Origin of the sequence: Dolichospermum heterosporum TAC447 (assembly GCF_024584745.1) — a bacterium.
GTDB lineage: Bacteria > Cyanobacteriota > Cyanobacteriia > Cyanobacteriales > Nostocaceae > Dolichospermum > Dolichospermum heterosporum.
Genome location: NZ_CP099464.1, coordinates 2,205,075 through 2,219,829, shown reverse-complemented (window position 1 = coordinate 2,219,829; position 14,755 = coordinate 2,205,075). Strand labels below are relative to the sequence as shown.

Genomic DNA, 14,755 nt, shown 5'->3' with positions numbered 1-14,755 from the left:
AACTCCTAACGGGGAACTCTTAACAGGGCAAAGAGCCAAAATTTTGCCATAATATTCAAAAATATCGCTAATGAGATTTCTTTGTTCAGATTTTGCATATTATGTACTCAAGAGCCAAATGTTACAAATCCCTGTAACATTAATGCGAACTGCCTACTAATATAGAAATTAAGAAAGTAGTTGGAGCCGCCCTTAACTGTCAGTAACCCAGCCCTAAAGGGACTAGGCTTGCAAGAGTAATCAAGCAATCAAACAACAATTAGGAAGAAAGCCCAGTGGCTAAACATCAGTCTAAACAGCACTCACAACCACAGGTCTCTAGCACAGAGACAAAAGTTGCGGAAAACTCCTTCCAGAAGCAACTGCAAGAATTGCTGAACCAAAAAAAATATCGGCAAGCATTAGAAGAAATCAAGAAAAATCAGCGATTACACCCTAATATTGAATTTACACCCCCAGAATCAGAAATTTGGTTGCTACGGGGTCAGCAAGAATTTCAGAAACAAGATTTTAAACAGGCAGAAAAATCCTTTGCTCGCGCTCTAGAATTTGGTTTGGTGGGAGAAGTTCATTACTGGCAAGCTAAATGTTTATTGGAATTGAAGCAATTAGATGCGGCATTAAAATTACTTAGAAATGCTTTTGAGGCAGGTACTCTACCGAAAGACTACAGCATCTCTTACCTAAAACTCTTGTTCCTCAAAGGAGATACCGCTACAGTTGAGCAATTAATTCAGGAACAATCTAAACGCTTTAGTGCTAATCAACTCCACTGGGTACGAGGTGTTCTGGCACTCAAAAATGGTCAACCAGAAACAGCTTTAACATCTTTTCAGAAAATTAAGCGAGCCGTCACCAATGGAGATTTGCCCATAGCTTGGATTGTTTATACTCAACAAGTCAGTGGTAATTGGGATGCTGCGGCCAGTCTTTTGGGGCTGAAATCACTTTCATATGGTCAACCAAAGTATTTGGAGCATCCAATTTTAGAGCGATTGGCGATTTTTCAACATGGAAGAACAGAACAAAAACCCTTCCAATTTATAAATTCACGAACAACAGTAGATAAAAACAGCCAACAGGCATTAGCGATATTGCGAATGTTGCAACTGATTGACCAAGGTAATCACCATGATGCCGCCCATCTGCTATTGAAGATGGAGCGACGTTCCCCACGCTTTCCAGAACTAGAAAGTCTCCGTCCACTGCTACTTACCCTAGCCGGACAACAAGCACTGAATCAAGAAGAACCAAGTTGTGCTGAACTATTCTGGCAGCCTTTGTTGACAGAGCAACCCTTTAACCCCCAATTGGCAATCAATCTCTTAGAAGTTTTCGATGCTAATGATCATGATCAAGAACGTTCACGCCTGTTGACACGGTTTTTGAAGTGGTTAGAACAGGAAGCAAAACGAAACCCTCAAGAATGGCCTGCACAAAGATTGAAACTGACCCAAGCACATCTCCACTGCTGGATGGCAGATGCTTACATAGCAATAGATCGTGATCGGGCTGCTTTGGGATCTGTGCAACAAGCAGAACGAATCTGTCCCACATCACCAGAAGTGCTGGGACGTAAGGGATTAATTGAAGCAGGAGACGAAAATTATGATGAAGCGATCGCACTCTTGACCCAAGCATTAGAAAATGGATGTCGGTATGAAGAAGTTTATATAATGTTGCTGCACTGTTGGAAGATACTAGATAACAAACAAGCATTCAATGAAGCTCGACGCAAATTTGGTAAGCATTTTGGCGACTTGAATCTTGAACTTGAAGTAGAAACATTGCCTTGGGTAGATGCGCTCTCTACGTTAAGTTATCCCTTATTTAGCCGTTTTGTGAAGACAGAAGATCCCACAAATCCGCCTATCCGTGCCTGTCAAATATTCGTGAATGCAGTCCAAAGTCCGCCCAATTCCGGTGGTCGGGTTTCATTAGACCAAAAAGCCGCAGTCGAAGCATGGGACAATCTCCTCCAAAGATTAGCAGGTGAAGAACAAATTTCCGTATTGCAAGCGATCGCCCTTTCGATTCAACTCTTTGCCAAACGGGAAAAAGGCATCGCTGCTTTACTAAGTCAGTATCAGCAAAAGTTAATCAACCTATCCATAGAATACCCAGAAGCTAGAGTTGCCAATTTAGTTATCTTAGCCGTTAAAGAAAATAGTCCCAAAAAACTAGAACTTCCCGTGCGTTTCTATCTCGACACCATGCCCCAGCCAGGTAGCGCTCTGGCAAATATTCAACTTCAAGCCCGCCGTTTTGGCGAAATTACAACCCTTGTACCGTTCCTAGATGAAGCACTCCGTCGAGAACCACAAAACCCTTTATTGCTATTAGCTAGAGCCACTACCTACCACGTTGATCACCCAAACTATGAACAATTAAAACAACAGGGATTTGAATTAGCCCGTCGCCTACAAGATGCCAAAGCCTTACAAGCATTTCGAGAAGAACAGGCATTTGTTAATGATAGAGAAACTCAGAGTGCTATGCCAGATACAGATGAATTTGACAATCTCGATATGTCAGATATGAATGACTTATTAGAAGGGATGATTAAAAAATTATTTGGCAATAAAATGTCTCCAGCGGAGTTTGAACGGGTGCTTCCAGAACTCAAAAAAATGATGTTAAACAATATGCCTGATTTCTCAGGTGATGAAGATGATGAAGATGATGAAGACGAAGAAGATGGAATAGATTTAGACTTTATCTTTAGAAATTCATCTCCATCTAAAAAACGCAAGGGTAGAAAAAAAGCGGGTTTTCAGGAATTGTTGTAAAAGTAAAATATCAAGAGTAATTGAACGCAGATAAACGCAGATAAACGCAGATGAAGACTGATAGTTTAATTGATGTCATCTTAATGGGAAATTATTTATGGCTGACTACTACGAACGTTTAGGAATTTCACCAGGAGCAACCAGCGCCCAAATTAAAGCGGCTTATCATGCCAAATTACGTGAATTCCCCGCGCATACTTATCCAGAAGAGTTTAAAGCAATTCGAGGAGCTTACGAGGCACTTCGCAAAGGAGAGACAAGTCAATCGGAGGAGTTCTTGAAATTGCGTCCCCTAGAAGCAGAATTGAATCCAGAGATATTAAAACAGTTGCGAGAAAAATCCCTGGCGCAACTAGAAGTTAGCTTAGATGATCTAATTCGTGCCACATTTTAAATAATTCATATAACAGGGAACAGGGAACAGGGAACAGGGAACAGGGAACAGGGAACAGGGAACAGGGAACAGGGAACAGGGAACAGGGAACAGGGAACAGGGAACAGGGAACAGGGAACAGGGAACAGGGAACAGATTTTTACCAATTACCAATTACCAATTACCAATTACCAATTACCAATTACCAATTACCAATCACCAATGACAACTGACAAAGAAGCTTTATTTGCCAATTTTCTAGATTATTTACAATCAGAACAACTACCCCCTGAATATTTAGGTGAACCACCATCATCTGCTCATGCCTTTGATCCTTATCAAATGGTGTCCGAGTGGACTGCTCTCCGTCATGAAGTTAAGCAACAGGGTAAATTATTGCATTCTACCCAAGATGCTCTGGTACAAGCATTGGCGGTAATTCGGACAGAGCAAGAACAGATACCAATACGTTTGGAAGAAATTCAAAAACAGGCATCGGGAAAATTTGAACAGCAGCAGGAGAAACTCCTCAAAGATTTGCTAGGTATTGTGGATGCTTTAGATCAGGCTTGTACTTACTGGCAAGAAGAACTAGAAGCATTATCTACTACCTCAAACTCAAAACCACTAATAAAAAAAGGCTTCTGGGAAAAGTTATTGGATTGGATTAATGGTAATTATACTGAATTCAGTGAGCCAGAAAAGTTACCAATGTCAGAATCATTAACGGAAATTTTCACCAGCAATCAACAGGGAGTGGAGTTAATTAGGCGATCGCTTTTAGAAATACTCAAACAACGCCGTATTGTTCCTATTGTCGCCCAGGGTAAACCTTTTGACTCCCAGACAATGTATGCTGTAGGACGTAAATCAAGGGCAGATGTCGCAGAAAATACGGTGATTCAGGAAGTAATCCGGGGTTATTTATGGGGCGATAGAGTCTTAAGAGAAGCACAGGTGATTGTATCAACACAAAAATAGAGGAGTACCCGGTTAAGCGATCGCCTTTAGAGGACAGACTGTTGATGCGATCGCCTAACTCCTCTGCCCCGGTGCCTCTTTTCTCCCCCTGCTTGCCTTCACCCGTCATTTTCGGATTGACAGACTACTAGTACAAAACGGCGTAAATAAACCAACCATTCTAAATCCTCCAAAAGCCTATGCTGTCTTCATTTTGACTTTTGACTTTTGACTTTTGACTTCCGCCTTGCGGTACTAGATTCCTGCACCATCAAAGAATTCTTGAATTTGTTTATCTCTGATATTACAAAAATTGTGTTCTTTTGGTAATTCATCTTCTGGAAGGAATTTACCAACTAAAACCGGAGTTTTTGCGGGAGTTTGCAAAGCTTGAATTTGTTCTTCTAACGCTTCAATGCGGTCAACTAAAGTGCGAATTACTTGGGCTTCTGAATCTGGCAAATTGCTGTGTTCTAATGGTGCAACCCGGACTCCAGAACGATAAATAATCCGTCCAGGGACACCGACAACGGTACAACTAGATGGTACGTCTCTCAATACCACCGAACCGGCACCAATGCGGACATTATCACCAATTTCAATATTTCCTAAAACCTTTGCACCTGCACCAACCACGACATTTTCCCCTAATGTGGGGTGACGTTTACCGCTTTCTTTACCTGTTCCCCCCAAGGTAACACCTTGATAAATCAGCGCGTAGTTGCCGATAATTGCTGTTTCCCCAATTACTACTCCCATTCCGTGATCAATAAATACGCCTTTACCAATTGTAGCCCCTGGATGAATTTCTACACCTGTTAAAAACCGGGCAATGTGAGAAATCAAGCGGGGGAAAAAGGGAAGACCAAGACGACGCAACCAGTGTGCAAAGCGGTGAAACACTAGGGCTTGCAAACCTGGATAACAAAACAAAACCTCCAACCAATTCCGGGCTGCGGGGTCACGTTCAAAGATAATGCGAAAATCGGCACGGAGTCTAGAGAACATTGAGATAGTACCCTTGATAGCACAACAAGCTACTCTCCCATATTATCGTGACTTGGTAATTAAGTAGGTTGGCGTTGAAAATTTTCGTTATGGCAAGGCACTCATGCAAGAGGCAAGAGTGAAGAGGGTTTGGGCGATTTTACGTTTCTTTACACAGTTTGGTTTTATTGTGTTCACCTACTTAGGGTTTGCTGAATAAGTTTTCTATTAGACTTCCCCGGTAAAGATTGTAGAGACGTTCCATGGAACGTCTCTACAAGGGTTTCAAACGACGCACATTTAATTTTCGGAGATGTCTATTGAAGGGAGGCGACAGCAGATCCCCCTAAATCCCCCTTGGAAAGGGGGACTTTGAGGAATTTAGCCCCCTTTTGTAAGGGGGGTTGGGGGGATCTCGATTAACTCTGATACTTTTCAAACATCCTCTCAAAAACCTTGCACCTATTTTGAGACACCATTAGCCAAAACCTGGCACTTTTTTGTGGTAAAAATCCGCGAAACCCTTTGTTATTAGATGGTTTTAGGTTTATATGGCTAACGCCACGCTATCAGCAAGCCCTAATTAGGGCTTGCTGATTGGTCATAAAATCCTTATTTTTATAAGAATTACGCAAAATATCGCTCAACCCAACCTATGTTTTCTTAACTGAACTGTATTGCTATTCATCCTGTCTATCCTTTAATCGGTGGATATCCTGATTCTGACATTTAATGCAGTTGCCAGAATACTCCGCCTTTAATTGTTCCTGGTTCGCTGCTATAACTGCTAACTGTCAGGGATTTTAAATTATCAAAAAGTGGCTTACCTAACACTTCTACAAGTTTAAGCAAAGGTAGTTGACGTTTGAGAATATCTTGACTATTTTCCCAGTCTAAATAAATATACCCTTGATTGGGTTGGGGAATTGTCGCAATACTGTTTTGAAATTGAGGATTTTCTAGGAGAGATTTTTGCTTTTGACTCAAAACAGTTTTCAGGGTTTTTAAGTCGGAACTGAAAATTTCATAGTTATCTAAGGTTGTATGCACTCCTTTAACTTTTGTGTCAACATCAATAGATGTGTTATTTTTACTTGTGGCTGTAATTTTTGTCCAAGCTGATATTTTTTGTTGATCTAAAGTTAGGGAACTAACATTAAAGCCACTTCTACTGGCAATATTATTTAAATGTGTGATTCCTGCTGCTAATTCTGGGGTTTTTTCGCTGACAAATAACCAATTAGGGGTTGTATTTTCCGCATTGGGTAATAAAGCTAAAGCGTATTCTCCCGTTACCCAATTGAAAATATCTGCGCTAAAGTTTAAATTCCAATGGTCTTGGATTGTTGCTAGGGGCTGTAGTAATCGAGCCGTACCATCTTGACTAGAACCGTAAATGCTTGCTGTTACTTGCTTCCACAGTTTTGCTACATCGCTATTATCTAATTTACTCAAATTTGTGCCGGCGATCGCTAAAGCTGTTGATTTTGGAATATACTGTAATGCTCCCACAGGTTGAGATAGTGGTAAATATGAAGGTAAAATCTGGGAATTTGTGAAAAATGTACTTTCTGTGAGCAACCCTTGGGAGTTGAAAACGAAAGAGAGAATTTGGCTATTATAAATTGATTCTGCTAATTCTAACCCTTGCCATTTACCAACTTCCGGTAAATTTAAGAAAGTTATAGCTACAGCATTTTTAGAGATTTGTTGAGTAGCTTTTTGATATTCTAGAGAACTAATTAAGTTTAAATCTGGAGCTTGTAAATTATTAATTGCTTCCTTGATCACTTGAGGATGATTAGCCAGCAAAACAAAATTATTAACAACCGCACCAGCTAAATCATTTTGGATTTTGGATTTTGGATTTTGGATATTTACCCCTGATGAATATTCAGTATTATCATAAATAACCTTGACACCTTTGTAACGTTCAATTCCTAAATTAGTCCCACTAAAAGCCCGTTGAGAAAATAACAACTCCAAAAACTCACGGCTTTTCTCTGGTTTTGCAGTGGCAAGTGCCATTAAATACCCAGTCTGTAGTCCGTTCTCTGGATCACGGTCTATATCTATAGTAGTTACAGCTAGGGTAATTTCATCACCCAACCAGGGTTTAATATCATCTTGATAATCTATATTACTTTTTGCCAGTAGACGATTTTTGAGTTGAGAAAATTCTCCTTTTGGTGCTATTTTCTGTAACCCGTCGGGATTGATCAATAATGAAACCATTGCTGGTGAGGACTTGGAGACAAATATAGCCGCAGCGGGTTGAGAGTTGTGAACTACAAGACTAACTGGACTTTTTTCCGCAAACCAGGAGAATTTAGCTAAACAAACTAGTACAAGCGTAATTATGCCAGCTATAAGGAAACCAAGTTTAATATTTTTTGTTAAGTGTTGACTGTTCACATTCTTTATATTTTCTAGCTTTTCTGCAAACATGAATAGTATAGGATTTTTTAGAAAAACTGCATGACAAATACATCATTTGATCAACCCTTTTCCGAAATTACTGTTGAGGAACTAGCCAAACGGCTTGAAAATAATGAAGAACCCCTTCAGTTAATAGATGTACGTGAACCCCAGGAAATTGCCATATCACGGCTAGATGGTTTTGTCAATCTTCCTTTAAGTGAATATGAGCAATGGAATCAACAAGTCCCTGTTCGCTTTGATGTCCATGCAGAAACTCTGGTTCTCTGTCATCATGGTATCCGTTCCGCTCAGATGTGCCAGTGGTTAGTTACTCAAGGATTTACAAATGTTAAAAATATTACGGGTGGCATTTCCGCTTATTCGATTTTAGTTGATCCTTCCGTGCCGCAATATTAGGGAACAGTAGGGGCGCAGGGTCTGCGCCCAAAATTCAGAAGGAATCAACAAAAAATTTCATCATCGTATCCCTTCCGCGTAGGGGCGCAGGGTCTGCGCCCAGAATTCAGAAGGAATCAACAAGATATTTCCACCCCTACCCTCTACTGGCGCGGTCAAAATTTTGATCAATAGAAAATAATATTTTGTGACTAAAACCACAACTTAGGTTGATAGACTATGAGATAATACTGAAACAGAGAGAAATTCATCTTCTTTTTGGATTTCAGCTATGTAGTAATAACAAATGCAGCAAATAAATGCTGAAAGTAAATTTTGTGTTCAATTAATACAATATAAGTATATAATCTGCTATCTTACTTTAATTAATAATTAATTCTTTTTTCCGTTTTTGCGGTGAAAACCGCATTTTTTTCCAATTTTGATTAAGATTTGCCTTCAGTAGAAAAATCACTTATGCAAGTTCATCTGACTAATCGGCAACAGAATATACTTTATGCAACTGTACGTCACTATATTACCACAGCAGAACCTGTTGGCTCTAAAGCTCTAATTGAAGGATTCGATCTGGGTGTTAGCTCGGCTACGATTCGCAGTGTGATGGGTGTTTTGGAAAAATCAGGGTTACTTTATCAACCACATACCTCTGCGGGTAGAATTCCTTCTGATTCTGGTTATCGTATTTACGTTGATCAATTAATTAAACCATCAGAAACTTTAGCAAAAGAGGTAGAAACCGTATTACAAAAACATCTGCATTGGGAAGATTGTAGTTTGGAGGCCTTATTACAAGGCGCTGCCCAAATTTTAGCAACATTAAGCGGCTGTATTACTTTAATTACTATGCCGCAACCCACAACCGCAAAGTTACGACATTTGCAACTGGTGCAAATTGAATCAGAGCGAATTATGTTAATTGTGGTGACAGATAGTTATGAAACCCATTCTAAGGTGATGGATTTATTTTTACATAATCCAGAAAGTAAACCAGAAGCGGAGGTAATTGATCATCAATTGCAGATTGTTTCTAACTTTTTGAATACTCATTTAAGAGGACAGAGTTTATTAGAAATAGGCTATCTTGATTGGAGTAAATTGGATCAGGAGTTTAGAGTTTATGGTGAATTATTAAAAAGTTCTTTGGTAGAATTGACTCATCGCGCTCTAGCACCAACAACTACACAAATTATGGTGCGCGGGATTGGAGAGGTTTTACGACAACCTGAGTTTTCTCAGGTACAGCAGGTACAGACAATTATGCAATTATTGGAAGAGGAACAAGACCAACTTTGGCATTTAATTTGTGAAGAAGCAGAAATGCACGATATGAATAAGTCTAAGGTAACAGTGCGAATTGGCACAGAAAATCCTCTTGAACCTATTCGGACTTGTACTTTGATTTCTGCTATTTATCGGCGGGGTTCTGTGCCAGTAGGAAGTGTGGGAGTTTTGGGTCCAACTAGGTTAGACTATGAGAGTGCGATCGCTGTAGTTGCAGCAGCAGCAGATTATCTCTCGGAAGCTTTTAGTTAATTTCCATAAATTCATGTTGAGAAAAATCACTTTTGGTCTATTATGGCTAGGATTTGTTTCCTATGCCTTTTTCTTTGCTCCTCCCGAACAACCTGATACTTTTGAGTTAATCAAAAATCTCTCCACAGGCAATTGGCAAGGCATTAATCCTCTGATTATATCTTTATTTAATATCATGGGGATTTGGCCTTTTATATATAGTGCAGTCGTCTTTTTTGATGGTAGAGGTCAAAAAATCCCAGCTTGGCCTTTCGCTAGTGGTGCTTTTGCATTAGGTGCTTTTGCACTTTTACCCTATTTGGCTTTAAGACAACCCAATCAAAAGTTTATTGGTGAAAAAAATTTATTTCTGAAAATCCTAGATTCTCGCATTTTAGGAATTTTATTAACTATAGGAACGGCGGTTTTATTCGCATCTGGTTTACAAGGCGATTGGGGTAATTTTGTCCAACAGTGGCAAAGTAGCCGATTTATTCATGTGATGAGTTTAGATTTTGTGATGTTGAGTCTATTGTTTCCCACATTACTAGGAGATGATATGGCGCGACGAGGTTGGAAAGATAATCAATTATTTTGGTTATTTGTAATGCCTTTATTTGGAGCTTTGATTTATTTGTGTGTCCGTCCACCTGTAGAGATAGAAAATAAAATAGGAGTTGAGAAGCCTATAATCATCTAACTCCTAAACAATAAAATCAAAAAGGTGAGTATCCAGTTGTGAACATTTTATAACCCGATGTAATACAAATTAAGGAGAGAAAAAATTGCCATAAACTGGTAGGACTAAGAATTGCACGACTACTAATAAATACCGCCATAATACCCACAGAAATAGCAACCCATCCCAGATTTTTCATACTTTCTGAGAAAAAAACTAGCATCAATACACCTAATGTTAGTGCTAACACTGAAATATCAGCGGCAATTCCTCGCCACCAGTAAGGATAGACATTGGTTGTAAAAAATATATTTTTCCCAACTAAGTAAATACCTAAAATCAGCAAACCAAAGCCGGCAATTCTCATTAAAAAGCGCATAATTACCCTGATTACACTCAAAACAGTTAGGACATAGACTTTTATAAAATCACGAAAACCCTAGATTTGTAGGGGTAAAGCAAGAGCTTCATTGGTGTCAACTTAAGCTACAGGTGGCTTATTTGTTGGCTTCCACACTCACCCTGAAATGATAGCATAGCGTGGCGTTAGCCATATTTCAGGGCTAATACTGCTCGGTCAAGCCTGAAAATTCATTATATGGTAGGTTGAGTTGTTCGCGTCAGCGTTGCGGAGCAATGGAACGAAACCCAACATTATCAAGGATTTTGTTCGGTTTCGCTATCACTCAACCCAACCTACATTTCCTTAACCGACAAGTATTGATTTCAGGGCTAATAACCAAAGTAAACTAAAGTTTACTCAAAAACTTCTGGGTTATTTAGTCATCAAAAGACAACTTCTGCTATGAGACTGGGAATATGGCTTCCACACTCACCCTACGCTATCATTCCCAGTTGGGTTATGGGTTTTACGTTAAGTTGACACCATTAAGCTCTTGCTTTACCCCTACCCAGAGAATCAAATAATTAAGCCGTGTTGCGTATAACTATTGATAATCGAGAACACCGCACTGAGTTTGACAAGGCTGGGGCATCATTAGCGATCGCCTCCCAAAAAATTGAGGAACAACATTTACGAGCTTCTGCTGATATTCTCGCCAAAGTTTCTGATGATTTAACCTCTTTACATTCATCAATAATTACGTAAGATAATGGAATTTTATCTTTAATTTTACCTTGCAATTCATGTGAATCTAATAATTGTTTTAACAGTGTTTCTGCGGCGATAGCTGCGCTCGCCGAAGGCATCGCGCTCAACCCAGGAACTTTACCAAGTGCTGACAAATCAAATCTAACGACGGGTAATTTTAAATTAGGTTGTGGTTTATTAAATATCCCATATTCAAACATTGCTGCTAATTTTAAAGCTAATTTAGAAGATTCTCTACATCCATTCTCTATTCTTGCTGTAATCTCATTTTGTAAGTCTTGAAAAGTTGGTGGTTTATTAGTCCAGGTGCTTACACTTTCCTGAGTAATACCCTTTTGTTTATAGCACTGACTTAATATTTCTATAATTAATCCCTCTTGATTTGCTCCCATTGTCAAAGCTTTACGCAATATTGCCGCAACTGCTATTCCTTGCAGTGCTGGTCCACCACCCTTAGAGGATGTTTGAAAAGTTTTAAATGTATAAATTGACCCCTCTGGTAAACCTCTCCAGTATTAAATGTTATTCCTTTTCCCTCTCCTTTTAGGAGAGGGTTAGGGAGAGGTGCGGGGAGAGGCTTTAAAAACCCCATTCCAACTAACAAAAGTTTTTCCGCTTCCCTCCCCTACAAGGGGCTACGGTGTACACACATCCTTCCTTACACTAGGTTTTCAGCCATAACAAAGGATGTATTCTCAATCCAGTCCCCCTCCTCGCTTGCGGGGAGGGGCTAGGGGTGGGGTTTTATGGCAACCAACAAACAATTTCTTACTTGTGTGTACACCGTAGCCTACAAGGGGAGGGTCAGGGAGGGGTAGGGAAGGGGGGTAGGGGGGTTAGGTTTTTGGAGATTATGGGTTTTATCTGATACTTTTCAAACAACCTCTTAGTATCTAAATCAATTGTTAAAGGGTTAATGCCAAAAGGAGATTCCATATCTAAGGGATAACAAACTTCATTCGGTAACTGTTAGTCCCCATGATAATCAATAATAATATTCTTTATAGTGGGAAATAATTTAGGTAATTCATAGGCGATCGCTTTCAATGTTTGAGTTTTACCACTTCCCGACGTTCCAATAATGGCGACATGACCATTTGGTAAACTAGCAGGATTCCAATAACATTTATCCCCTAAGAATATGCCAGAGTGCGATTTTTCTTTCTCAATTGGCTTACCTTGTGGTAATGGCTTCATGTTAATTGGTTTTAAAGCTTGTGTGTTTAGATTTAAAAGTTTTAGTGGTATAGAAACTTTATATTACATCTATCCTATAGCTTTTTTGACGTTAAACCTCCATTTACCGACTTTTCTACTTCGGAAAATGTACGGATTGAATTAAAACAAGACTAGATAGGGTATAGTTAGCAAACTACAGTTGTACGGGCAAATTTGTGATTTTCAGGTTTAGGTTTAACTGTAATTTCTACATCACTACCTAATTTGTTAAGATAAGCCATCAATCTATCGGTTGAAAAGCCACTTAGTCTACCTCTAATTAGCAGAGAAACCTTTGGTTGATCTATTCCTAAAATTTCAGCAGCTTGAACTTGTGTTAATTTTTGACTATTGATAATTTCACTGATTTTACGTGCTAGTTCAGCTTTCAATAATCTTTCTTCAGAATTAGCTAAACCCAAATCAGCAAATACATTTCCACTGCTAACAGTAATTCTATTTTCACTATCCATTTTTTACTCCATTTTTTTGAGCAGTTTCTTGTAAGTAATCTAATTCAGCAGTTTTCAGTCTTTTTCTTACCAAATCTATATCTTGTTGTGGTGTAGCAATACCATGTTTTGACTTCTTCTGAAAAGAATGTAACAAGTAAATAACACCTTTAAATTTAACGGTGTAAATTGCTCTATATGTATCCCCATCAAAATCATCTACAATTTCCACAACACCCGATTCTGGAAAACCCTTTAAAGGTTTCGCGTCAGGGTGTTTTTGACCGTGTTGCGCTAAGTCAAGAGCGTAACCCATTACGTCTTGTACATCTTCAGGAAACTCCTTTAAATCGTCAAGTGCGCTTGCAACCCATTTGAGAGGTTTTTCATTTATGTCATGTAATGTCTAATATGCTAAATCTAGCCTATTATGTCAATAGGTAATTATATTGTATTAATTTATCATGGCTTGATAAAAACCTATTCACACAAAAAAGTAATAGCGTTTTTCAAACTTAATACATAGATTTAATTACAATGCAATCAATTTAAAGTTTTACTAACCAACCACCCCATCTGATTACCCAGCTTACCCGCTTTGGTGAAGGTAAAGCTACCCCATACAAAGGTCATTTCATCCTTACCTACCCTTGGGGTAATACCAATCAATTCTTTTACCTTAGCTGTACTCAGTATCCACTGATGAGTAACAGCTTTTTCTAATTCCTCATATTCCACCAGGGGCGATGCAATTAGTGTAAAAGGCGTGTTTCATTTTGCTTGTAAAAATCATTCACGAATACTTGGTAAAAATATTTATACCAAGAAACTCAGTGGTGCGGATTTTTATTATTAATACTGTTTAATTCATTCAACAATTCTTCATTCTCTAACATATATTTGTCTAATTCTTTCATATTGATTCGATCCCAATAAACTCTCATCTCCCAAATTTTAATTTCCGAAAAGTCAGCTTTACTTAAATTGGATTTTGTAAATATAGTTCCACCTAAATGGCAGTATCGGAAACTAGCATTGATTAAAATTGCTTCACTGAAATTTGTTCCCAGCATTGACGTATCTTCAAATTTGCAATTTTCAATATTAGCATTTATAAAACTAGCTTTATTTAATTCACTTTTATCAAATGAAGCATTAATTAGAATAGAATTATCCAATGTTGCTAAATTTAAATTGACATTATTCCAAGTAGAACATGAAAAATTTGCACCGTTTAAGTTTGCACCTTCTAAATTCACATTATTAAGATAAATATGGTGAAGATTAATGCCCTCAAAATTAGCATTTTTAAGATTGATATCAAAAAATCTTCTTTGTCCTTCAGCGTATTTTTGTAAAAACTCTTCAGAATTCATAGTATTGCTGTTTCGTAAGAGTCAGATGAATTACTAACCGCTGATTAAGAGCATGAGCGATTTTTTGCAGCATGGAAAGAGAATGTCCTTCATAGTCAGCATCTTCTAGCCGTGCAATTACTGGTTGTTTTGTGCCAATCAGTTCCGCCAACTGTTTCTGCGTTAACCCAGCTTTGGTTCTGGCTTCATATATTAACTGTGCCACTTCTGCATTAATGGTAGATACCGCTACCATTGCCTCAAGTTGAGGATCAGTACGAGTCATCTTGTAGATAATTTTAATCGCATCCTTAGTCTTGTCCATCATCATCACCATCATCCTCCTCGTGGTAAGTGTGCGCTTCTGGGCTTTCCTCAAATAAACGCACTTTGCTATCAGGACTGACGATAACTTGGGCTTTCCTCAAATAAACGCACTTTGCTATCAGGACTGAGGATAACTCGGATTCTCAAGTTTTGC

At 38.7% G+C, this 14,755-nt stretch carries 16 protein-coding genes; 6 read left to right on the top strand and 10 right to left on the bottom strand.

From position 1 onward, the window contains the following. Window positions 1–275 precede the first annotated feature (275 nt). From NG743_RS09880 to NG743_RS09870, 3 genes are all read left to right on the top strand, one after another. On the top strand, window positions 276–2,789 hold the full coding sequence (locus tag NG743_RS09880; RefSeq protein WP_257121925.1) for a tetratricopeptide repeat protein: 2,514 nt from the start codon (window positions 276–278) through the stop codon (window positions 2,787–2,789). Window positions 2,790–2,886: 97 nt separating this feature from the next. Further along, window positions 2,887–3,183, top strand: a complete 297-nt coding sequence (locus NG743_RS09875; RefSeq protein ID WP_027402647.1) for a J domain-containing protein — start codon at window positions 2,887–2,889, stop codon at window positions 3,181–3,183. Window positions 3,184–3,384: 201 nt separating this feature from the next. Beyond that, entirely contained in the window at window positions 3,385–4,143 is a 759-nt protein-coding gene (locus NG743_RS09870) for a nucleotide exchange factor GrpE (protein ID WP_257121924.1), read from the top strand. Between the two features lie 234 nt (window positions 4,144–4,377). Here the strand turns inward: NG743_RS09870 and cysE are convergent, their stop codons facing one another. Both cysE and NG743_RS09860 read right to left on the bottom strand, forming a co-directional pair. After that, window positions 4,378–5,130: a serine O-acetyltransferase gene (cysE, locus tag NG743_RS09865; protein WP_027402645.1), complete on the bottom strand. Its 753-nt coding sequence runs from the start codon at window positions 5,128–5,130 to the stop codon at window positions 4,378–4,380. A 708-nt stretch (window positions 5,131–5,838) separates the two neighbouring features. Beyond that, window positions 5,839–7,557 carry a DUF3352 domain-containing protein gene (locus NG743_RS09860; protein WP_257121923.1) on the bottom strand — a complete coding sequence of 573 codons (1,719 nt, stop codon included), beginning with the start codon at window positions 7,555–7,557 and terminating at the stop codon, window positions 5,839–5,841. 30 nt (window positions 7,558–7,587) lie between these two features. Between NG743_RS09860 and NG743_RS09855 the strand changes: the two genes are divergently transcribed. From NG743_RS09855 to NG743_RS09845, 3 genes are all read left to right on the top strand, one after another. Further along, on the top strand, window positions 7,588–7,947 hold the full coding sequence (locus NG743_RS09855) for a rhodanese-like domain-containing protein (RefSeq protein ID WP_027402643.1): 360 nt from the start codon (window positions 7,588–7,590) through the stop codon (window positions 7,945–7,947). Window positions 7,948–8,403: 456 nt separating this feature from the next. Further along, entirely contained in the window at window positions 8,404–9,480 is a 1,077-nt protein-coding gene (hrcA, locus tag NG743_RS09850; RefSeq protein WP_027402642.1) for a heat-inducible transcriptional repressor HrcA, read from the top strand. Window positions 9,481–9,493: 13 nt separating this feature from the next. Next, entirely contained in the window at window positions 9,494–10,159 is a 666-nt protein-coding gene (locus tag NG743_RS09845) for a DUF2834 domain-containing protein (RefSeq protein WP_257121922.1), read from the top strand. 16 nt (window positions 10,160–10,175) lie between these two features. Here NG743_RS09845 and NG743_RS09840 read toward each other — a convergent pair whose 3' ends face one another. The 8 genes from NG743_RS09840 to NG743_RS09805 all read right to left on the bottom strand — a co-directional run bounded on the left by NG743_RS09840 (window position 10,176) and on the right by NG743_RS09805 (window position 14,599). After that, a complete protein-coding gene (locus tag NG743_RS09840) occupies window positions 10,176–10,517 on the bottom strand; it encodes a hypothetical protein (RefSeq protein WP_027402640.1) in 342 nt (113 codons plus the stop codon). Window positions 10,518–11,065: 548 nt separating this feature from the next. Then, window positions 11,066–11,659 carry a hypothetical protein gene (locus NG743_RS09835; protein ID WP_257121921.1) on the bottom strand — a complete coding sequence of 198 codons (594 nt, stop codon included), beginning with the start codon at window positions 11,657–11,659 and terminating at the stop codon, window positions 11,066–11,068. A gap of 559 nt (window positions 11,660–12,218) precedes the next feature. Continuing rightward, window positions 12,219–12,446 (bottom strand): helicase HerA domain-containing protein, encoded by a 228-nt coding sequence (locus tag NG743_RS09830; RefSeq protein WP_027402639.1) that lies wholly within the window; start codon window positions 12,444–12,446, stop codon window positions 12,219–12,221. A gap of 167 nt (window positions 12,447–12,613) precedes the next feature. After that, window positions 12,614–12,940 carry a helix-turn-helix domain-containing protein gene (locus tag NG743_RS09825; RefSeq protein WP_027402638.1) on the bottom strand — a complete coding sequence of 109 codons (327 nt, stop codon included), beginning with the start codon at window positions 12,938–12,940 and terminating at the stop codon, window positions 12,614–12,616. Continuing rightward, on the bottom strand, window positions 12,933–13,235 hold the full coding sequence (locus NG743_RS09820) for a type II toxin-antitoxin system RelE/ParE family toxin (RefSeq protein WP_306459837.1): 303 nt from the start codon (window positions 13,233–13,235) through the stop codon (window positions 12,933–12,935). Before NG743_RS09820 ends, NG743_RS09825 begins: the two co-directional genes overlap by 8 nt. Before the next feature lie 227 nt (window positions 13,236–13,462). Continuing rightward, complete coding sequence (locus tag NG743_RS09815) at window positions 13,463–13,657, bottom strand: hypothetical protein (protein WP_236630580.1); 195 nt, start codon at window positions 13,655–13,657, stop codon at window positions 13,463–13,465. A 92-nt stretch (window positions 13,658–13,749) separates the two neighbouring features. Continuing rightward, window positions 13,750–14,295 carry a pentapeptide repeat-containing protein gene (locus NG743_RS09810; protein WP_027402635.1) on the bottom strand — a complete coding sequence of 182 codons (546 nt, stop codon included), beginning with the start codon at window positions 14,293–14,295 and terminating at the stop codon, window positions 13,750–13,752. Beyond that, complete coding sequence (locus tag NG743_RS09805; protein WP_027402634.1) at window positions 14,285–14,599, bottom strand: helix-turn-helix domain-containing protein; 315 nt, start codon at window positions 14,597–14,599, stop codon at window positions 14,285–14,287. Before NG743_RS09805 ends, NG743_RS09810 begins: the two co-directional genes overlap by 11 nt. Between the last annotated feature and the right edge of the window lie 156 nt (window positions 14,600–14,755).

Bases quoted from the DNA above. Each gene is read 5' to 3' on its own strand.
- NG743_RS09875 (WP_027402647.1), top strand. From the start codon at position 2,887: ATGGCTGACTACTACGAACGTTTAGGAATTTCACCAGGAGCAACCAGC.
- NG743_RS09870 (WP_257121924.1), top strand. From the start codon at position 3,385: ATGACAACTGACAAAGAAGCTTTATTTGCCAATTTTCTAGATTATTTA.
- cysE (WP_027402645.1), bottom strand. From the start codon at position 5,130: ATGTTCTCTAGACTCCGTGCCGATTTTCGCATTATCTTTGAACGTGAC.
- NG743_RS09860 (WP_257121923.1), bottom strand. From the start codon at position 7,557: ATGTTTGCAGAAAAGCTAGAAAATATAAAGAATGTGAACAGTCAACAC.
- NG743_RS09855 (WP_027402643.1), top strand. From the start codon at position 7,588: ATGACAAATACATCATTTGATCAACCCTTTTCCGAAATTACTGTTGAG.
- hrcA (WP_027402642.1), top strand. From the start codon at position 8,404: ATGCAAGTTCATCTGACTAATCGGCAACAGAATATACTTTATGCAACT.
- NG743_RS09845 (WP_257121922.1), top strand. From the start codon at position 9,494: ATGTTGAGAAAAATCACTTTTGGTCTATTATGGCTAGGATTTGTTTCC.
- NG743_RS09840 (WP_027402640.1), bottom strand. From the start codon at position 10,517: ATGCGCTTTTTAATGAGAATTGCCGGCTTTGGTTTGCTGATTTTAGGT.
- NG743_RS09830 (WP_027402639.1), bottom strand. From the start codon at position 12,446: ATGAAGCCATTACCACAAGGTAAGCCAATTGAGAAAGAAAAATCGCAC.
- NG743_RS09825 (WP_027402638.1), bottom strand. From the start codon at position 12,940: ATGGATAGTGAAAATAGAATTACTGTTAGCAGTGGAAATGTATTTGCT.
- NG743_RS09820 (WP_306459837.1), bottom strand. From the start codon at position 13,235: ATGGGTTACGCTCTTGACTTAGCGCAACACGGTCAAAAACACCCTGAC.
- NG743_RS09810 (WP_027402635.1), bottom strand. From the start codon at position 14,295: ATGAATTCTGAAGAGTTTTTACAAAAATACGCTGAAGGACAAAGAAGA.
- NG743_RS09805 (WP_027402634.1), bottom strand. From the start codon at position 14,599: ATGGACAAGACTAAGGATGCGATTAAAATTATCTACAAGATGACTCGT.